Consider the following 6,836-nt stretch of genomic DNA (forward strand, 5'->3'; position numbering starts at 1 on the left):
CCCATTGTCGCGCATCGCGCTGGCGGCGAGCGATTGGTGCTTTCCACGCGCCAGCGCGATGGCGGCATCCAGCGTCGCCCGCGCCAAGCCGAGCGAGACCGCGGCAAAGCCGAGGCTGAAGGTCGAGCCGGTGCCTATTCTGTAGAGCGGTCCCGTCTCGCGTAGCGCCGACGGCACGTCGCGAAATGCCGTAAAGCGCTCGGGGATGAAGAGATCGTTCACTTCATAGGAGTCCGTGCCGGTGCCGGCGAGCCCGATCGCCTGCCAGACGTCGTGCAGCACCGCGCGCGCGGCCGGAAACAGAATGGTGCGCACCTCCGGCGAGCCGTCGGCGTTTGTCCGCGGCGTGCCGTCGCCATTGACGATGCGCACATGCGCGCCCAGCCAGCTCGCCTGCCGCGAGCCCGAAGCAAAATCCCAGCGCGCGGTGACGCGATAGCCGCCGTCGACGCTGCGCGCCTCATGCGCAATCGCGCCCCACGCGAGAATGCCCGGCGGCGTGTTGAAGATCTCCTGGGCAGTATCGTGGTCGAGCGAGGCCGCGATCATCGCGCAGACCGTGCACTGGCCGAGACACCAAGCCGTGGAGGCATCCGCCTTCGCGATCTCCTCCAGCATCTGCATGAAGCTCTCGATCGGGGCTTCCTCGCCGCCGAGGCTTTGCGGCACCAGCGCGCGATAGAGTCCGTTCTCGATCAGCGCCGAGACGACAGCGGTCGTCAGCCGCCGCGTCCGCTCGATCTCGTCGGCCTCGCGCGCGATCAACCGCGCAATGGCGCGTGCACGTTCGACAAGTTCAACTCCGGTCGTTGCGTTCATGCGCGCTTCCTCGCTCATTCTCATCCGACGGGCTGAGAGATCGAAGCGCGGCTCGCACGCCAGCTTCGTGAGACCAGGGTTGCCCCTCTACAGGGCTAAATCCAATTGCTTCCCAAAACCGGGCCGCGCCATCATTCCCCGCGTGGACAGTTACGATGGAGACTTTCCCCGCGGCCTCTTGCAGCAAGGCGTTCACGATCCGCTGAGCAACCCCGCGTCTTCGATAGTGCTGGTGCACGTGGAGCCGGCGCATCCGCCATATGGGCAGCGAGGTCGGCGTGGGCTCATTGGTCAACGCTCCGATCCCGACCAACCGGCCATCCTGGCGACAGGCGAAGATCGCGTGGAACATGGCGCGATCTACTGTGAATTCCGTGGCCAGGCGGGTCATGTGCGCATGGCCGCCGGCTTTGGCGTCGGCTTCCAGATCTGAAAAACCTGCGGGAAGAGTGTCGGCGGCGCGTTCGAGGACTATTATCGTCATGATGCAGTTCACCGAGAGGCGGGCGATCAATCAAGTTTGGCTAGAACGTCCTGGATCAGGCCGCGGCGCGGCCAAGATCGAGCGATTGCCTGCGTCTGGTCGGGAAGCTCAGCGCCACCGCGACGGCGGCGAGCCCGATCGCGAAGGAGCCGGCGTGCAGCCAGGTGTATTGCTGGAAATTGTCGAACACGAGCCCGCCGGCCCACGGACCGAGTGCCATGCCGAGGCTGGCGAAAGCCGAGACTGCGCCGAACACGGTGCCCATGATGCGCGCGCCGAAGAATTCGCGGACCAGTACCGCGTAGAGCGGCATCACCCCGCCATAGGCGAGGCCGAACACGAGCGAGAGCGCATAGAATTCGCCGAGCTGGGCCACCGCAAGATAAGCCGCGATGCACATCGCCTGCACGAACAGTCCCCCGACCAGCACCGGCTTTGCACCGATGCGATCGGCAAGCGTGCCCAGCAGTAGGCGCCCGCCGAGGCCTGAGACGCCGGCGACGCTATAGACCGTCACTGCCGTGAGCGGGGCGATGCCGCATACCATCGCATAGGACACCATGTGGAAGATCGGGCCGGAATGCGCGGCGCAGCAGGCGAAATGCGCCGCCGCGAGCGCGATGAATTGCGGCGTGCGCAGCGCCTGCGCCGCGGTCAGTTCCACGTTCGGTGCGGCGTCTGCATTCCTGTTGCCTGCGGCTGCCGGCGCCGGACGCACCAGGAAGCAGGCGGGGATCAGCAGCACCCACGCGGCAATGCCGATCACCAGCATCGCGGTGCGCCAGTCATAGGCGGTGATCAGCCAGCTCGCGGTCGGCGCGATCGTCACCGGCGACACGCCCATGCCGGCCGAGACCAGAGCGACCGCAAGGCTGCGGTTCTTCTCGATCCAGGCGCTCGCGAGCGCCATCATGGGCGCATAGAAGCTGCCGGCGGCAATCCCGATCAGCACGCCGAAGAAGAGCTGAAATTGCCACAAGGTTGTTGCCTGGCTCGCGGTGACGAGGCCGAGCCCCAGCAAGAGACTTCCCGCAAGCACCACGATGCGGGTACCAAACCGATCCGACAGCGTGCCCCAGAGGAACGCGGCAACGCCCATGCAGAGAAAATCCAGCGTCGCCGCCGCCGATACGCCGGCGCGCGACCAGCCCATCGCCTCCGAGATCGGCTGCAGGAACACGGCAAGCGACAGCATCGTGCCGAACCCGACACAAGTCATCAGCGCACCCGCGGCGACAACGACCCAGCCATAGTCGAGGCTCGATGGCTTGCTCATGCGTTTCCTCAGCGCTTTTGGTTTTGTTGATGGGGGCGCAGTTTGGATCGTGGCTTATCTGCCAGCGGAGGGCAAGGTTGGGTGTTGTACGCGTTTGCGTGAGCAGTGCGAGAGGCGATATGGATTCCGGGTTCTCGCTTCGCGAGCCCCGGAATGACGGTGTGCCACACGCTGCGATGATGGCATCATGCCCCTGTTTTGCCCGACGAGTCAAAGTTGATTCGTAAAATCGAAAATCTCAATAGCATCGAGCCCCCGTCTACTGTGCATGGGGTTGTTTTTCGAGATTTTAGTTTGTCCGGTCGAAAAAGGCGCGGGCTGGATCTGATCCCGCCACGAAATCGGCTTTCGTCATCGTCATGGCCGGGCTTGACCCGGCCATCCACGCCTCCCAGGCCTTAAAAACGCAAATGCCCGGGACGAGCCCGGGCATGACGGCAGTTGAGCTAATCCAGGAAGCGTCGCCTCAGCTGTCCACCTTCAACGCGGCAATGAAGGCTTCCTGCGGGATGTCGACCTTGCCGAACTGCCGCATCTTCTTCTTGCCTTCCTTCTGCTTCTCCAGAAGCTTGCGCTTACGCGTGATGTCGCCGCCGTAGCATTTTGCGGTGACGTCCTTGCGCAGTGCGCGGACCGTCTCGCGCGCGATCACCTTGCCGCCGATCGCCGCCTGGATCGGGATCTGGAACATATGCGGCGGGATCAGCTCCTTCATCTTCTCGACCATGGCGCGGCCGCGGCCCTCCGCACGGGTGCGGTGGACCAGCATCGAGAGCGCGTCGACCGGCTCGTTATTGACGAGGATCTGCATCTTGACGAGATCGGCCGGCTTGTAGTCGGTCAGATGATAGTCGAACGAGGCGTAGCCCTTGGAAACCGATTTCAGGCGGTCGTAGAAGTCGAACACCACCTCGTTGAGCGGCAGATCGTATTTCACCATCGCGCGGGCGCCGACATAGGTCAGCTCCTTCTGCGAGCCGCGGCGGTCCTGGCACAGCTTCAGCACGCTGCCGAGATATTCGTCGGGCGTGAGGATCGTCGCCTCGATCCAGGGCTCCTGGATCTCGGCGATCTTGACCACGTCGGGCATGTCGACGGGGTTGTGGATCTCGATCTCGGTGCCGTCGGTGAGCTTCATCTTGTAGATGACGCTCGGCGCGGTCGCGATCAAATTGAGATCGAACTCGCGCGACAGCCGCTCCTGGATGATCTCGAGGTGCAGCAATCCGAGGAAGCCGCAGCGGAAGCCGAAGCCGAGTGCGGCGGAGGTCTCCATCTCGAAGGAGAAGCTGGCGTCGTTGAGGCGCAGCTTGCCCATGGCGCCGCGCAGCGTTTCGAAATCGTCGGCGTCGACCGGGAACAGGCCACAGAACACCACGGGGATCGCGGGCTTGAAGCCCGGCAGCATCTCCGTCACCGGCTTCCTGTCGTCGGTGATGGTGTCGCCGACGCGGGTGTCGGCGACTTCCTTGATCGCGGCGGTGATGAAGCCGATCTCGCCGGGGCCGAGCTCGTCGACCTGTGTCATCTTCGGCGTGAAGAAGCCGACGCGCTCGACGTCGTAGGCCGCGCCGGTGCCCATCATGCGCACGCGGCTGCCCTTCTTCATGACGCCGTCGACGACGCGGATCAGCACGACGACGCCGAGATAGACGTCGTACCAGCTGTCGACCAGCAGCGCCTTCAAGGTCGCGTCGCGGTCGCCCTTCGGCGGCGGCAGGCGGGTGACGATGGCCTCCAGCACGTCGGGGACGCCGAGGCCGGTCTTGGCCGAGATCATCACCGCGTCCGAGGCGTCGATGCCGATGACGTCCTCGATCTGCTGCTTGATCTTCTCGGGCTCGGCGGCGGGAAGGTCGACCTTGTTCAGGACCGGGACGATCTCGTGATTGTTGTCGAGCGCCTGGTAGACGTTGGCGAGCGTCTGCGCTTCGACGCCCTGGCTGGCGTCGACCACGAGGAGGGAACCTTCGCACGCTGCCAGCGACCGCGAGACTTCGTAGGCGAAGTCGACATGGCCGGGCGTGTCCATCAGGTTGAAGATGTAGTCCTTGCCGTCCTTGGCGCGGTAGGCGAGGCGCACGGTCTGCGCCTTGATGGTGATGCCGCGCTCGCGCTCGATGTCCATGGAATCGAGCACCTGCTCCTTGCCCGCCATCTCGCGGTCGGAGAGGCCGCCCGTCATCTGGATCAGGCGGTCGGCCAGCGTCGATTTGCCATGGTCGATATGGGCGACGATGGAGAAATTGCGGATGTTCGAAATGGGGGCGGTCGTCATGGGCGCGGGATACCACTCACATCCCCGTGCGGCAACCATCTTGCTGTATTTTCAGGGCCTTTGTTCACGCCAAGCTGATTCCACCGCGGACGAAAACGCGCTAGGCAACGGCCATGTCCACGACCTCGATCCCCTCTGCCCGAACGCGCGCGAAAACCTGCCTGAGCTTTGACCGTTTCCGGGCCTGGCTGGTTGCCTGCGCGGTCCGCCCTGAGGCGAGATTGTGGCTGGTGCTCCAGCTCGCCATCCTGCATGCGGTGCTCTGGACCTTCATCCTGATCAATCTCAAGGCCGCGCAGGACGTCCACATGGACGTCGCGGAAGCCTATGGCTGGGGCCAGAAATTCCTCTGGGGCTACGGCAAGCACCCGCCGCTGTCGGGCTGGGTCGCCGGCCTCTGGTTCACAATGTTCCCGGCGGCGGACTGGGCGACCTATGCGCTGGCGATGGCGACCGTCGGCGTCGGCATGGTGATCTGCTGGCTCGTCGCGCTGCGCGTGGTGGATGCGCGACGCGCCTTCCTGGTCGTGGTGATGATCGCGCTCTACCCGATCTTCAATTTCAAGGGGTTCAAGTACAACCCGGACCTGTTGCAGCTCGTCACCTTGCCGCTGCTCGTGCTCGCTTATCTCAACGCCTTCGAGAAGCGGAGCTGGCAATCCGGAGTCCTGCTCGGGCTTGCCGGCGCGCTGGCGTTGATGACCAAATATTGGGTGCTGACCATGATCGGCGCCATCGGCCTTGCCGCGCTGATCCATCCGGAGCGGCTGAAATTCCTGCTCTCGCCGGCACCGTGGGTGGCGATCGTGACGATGGTGCTGGCGATGATCCCGCACATCGTCTGGCTGGCGGAGGCGCATTTCGTGCCGCTGACCTATGCCGGCGACACCTACAGTCTGCAGGACGCGAGCCAGGTGCATCAGCTCGTCGCCGGCTACGGGCTGCATAATCTGGGGCTGCTGGCCTTGCCGGTGGCGCTGGCCGGGCTCGCGATGGCGCTGGTGCCGCCCTGGTTCACACTGCTGCTGCGCGCGCCATTGCGCATCGTCACGCGCGCCTGGGCCCGCGGCGCCAATTCGGGCGTCAATTCTTCTCAGGCGCTGAACGTGTGGATCATCCAGATCATCGTCGCGTTCGGCCCGCCGCTCGGTGCGCTCGTCTTCAGTATCTACATGAAGACCGATTGGGGCATCTCGCTGTTCTTCCTGGTACCCTTGGCGCTGGTCGCGATCCCCGCATTGCGCGTGCAGGGCGCGAGCCTGTTCAACATCGCCGTAATCTGGCTCGTGCTCAGCGCCGCGACGCTCATGGCCTCGCCCTGGATTGCCGCGCGCGAGATGGCGGCCAATGCCGGCAACACCGCGACCTATGGCGCGCGCTCGGATCTCGCGCGCGAATTGACCCAGGCCTGGCACGCCCGCTTCGCCTCGCGCTGGGCGGTCGTCGCGGGGACGATGGAAACGATCCAGCCGATGGTGTTCTACAGCCCCGACCATCCCAGCCCGTATACACCGAACGAAGCCTGGGCTTCCGGCCTGACCTCGCTCGACGACGTCAAGCGGTACGGCTTCATCGGCGTGTTCGATCCGACCGACGGCCGGCTGCCCGCGTTCGAAAAGTGGATCTCGGACGTCGCGCCGAACGCCGAGCGCATGGTGATGACCACGCGCCGCTTCACCCACGGCAAGCCCGGCCCGGCGATGAGCTGGAACGTCTACATCGCGCCGCCGGGAAAGTGAGTGAAGGTACCGTAGGGTGGGCAAAGCGAAGCGTGCCCACCAATTTTCACCACACGATGAGGGAGATGGTGGGCACGGCGCGTTGCGCCTTTGCCCACCCTACGGCGTCGAACGTGTGGCTCAGACCCCTTCCTCGTTGAACTTGCTTTCAACGAGCTCAGTGATCGCCGCGAGCGCGGCTTCGGCGTCGGTGCCGGCGGCGGCCACCGTGATCGTCGTGCCCGGCCCCGCGGCGAGCAT

General features: G+C 64.8%; 6 protein-coding genes. 1 reads left to right on the plus strand and 5 read right to left on the minus strand.

What is annotated here, in order from left to right; translation table 11 throughout:
- The 4 genes from MOV74_RS27495 to lepA form a co-directional block, all read right to left on the minus strand.
- Window positions 1-819 (minus strand): acyl-CoA dehydrogenase family protein (locus tag MOV74_RS27495; RefSeq protein WP_246929716.1); only part of this gene is annotated, 819 nt, incomplete at its 3' end.
- Window positions 797-1,333 carry a GNAT family N-acetyltransferase gene (locus MOV74_RS27500; RefSeq protein WP_246929718.1) on the minus strand — a complete coding sequence of 179 codons (537 nt, stop codon included), beginning with the start codon at window positions 1,331-1,333 and terminating at the stop codon, window positions 797-799. The genes MOV74_RS27500 and MOV74_RS27495, both read right to left, overlap by 23 nt.
- Window positions 1,334-1,358: 25 nt before the next feature.
- Window positions 1,359-2,579, minus strand: a complete 1,221-nt coding sequence (locus MOV74_RS27505) for an MFS transporter (protein ID WP_246929719.1) — start codon at window positions 2,577-2,579, stop codon at window positions 1,359-1,361.
- Between the two features lie 466 nt (window positions 2,580-3,045).
- A complete protein-coding gene (gene lepA / locus MOV74_RS27510) occupies window positions 3,046-4,857 on the minus strand; it encodes a translation elongation factor 4 (protein ID WP_246929720.1) in 1,812 nt (603 codons plus the stop codon).
- Window positions 4,858-4,970: 113 nt separating this feature from the next.
- On the opposite strand from lepA, the gene MOV74_RS27515 reads away from it, so the two are divergent.
- Entirely contained in the window at window positions 4,971-6,596 is a 1,626-nt protein-coding gene (locus MOV74_RS27515; protein ID WP_246929721.1) for a glycosyltransferase family 39 protein, read from the plus strand.
- 120 nt (window positions 6,597-6,716) lie between these two features.
- On the opposite strand, the gene MOV74_RS27520 is transcribed toward MOV74_RS27515, so the two are convergent.
- Window positions 6,717-6,836 (minus strand): HPr family phosphocarrier protein (locus MOV74_RS27520; RefSeq protein WP_246929722.1); only part of this gene is annotated, 120 nt, incomplete at its 5' end.

The sequence above is a fragment of the Bradyrhizobium sp. SHOUNA76 genome (assembly GCF_023006445.1).
GTDB lineage: Bacteria > Pseudomonadota > Alphaproteobacteria > Rhizobiales > Xanthobacteraceae > Bradyrhizobium.

Coding starts and splice junctions, on each gene's coding strand:
- MOV74_RS27505 (WP_246929719.1), bottom strand. CDS start 2,579: ATGAGCAAGCCATCGAGCCTCGACTATGGCTGGGTCGTTGTCGCCGCG.
- lepA (WP_246929720.1), bottom strand. CDS start 4,857: ATGACGACCGCCCCCATTTCGAACATCCGCAATTTCTCCATCGTCGCC.
- MOV74_RS27515 (WP_246929721.1), top strand. CDS start 4,971: ATGTCCACGACCTCGATCCCCTCTGCCCGAACGCGCGCGAAAACCTGC.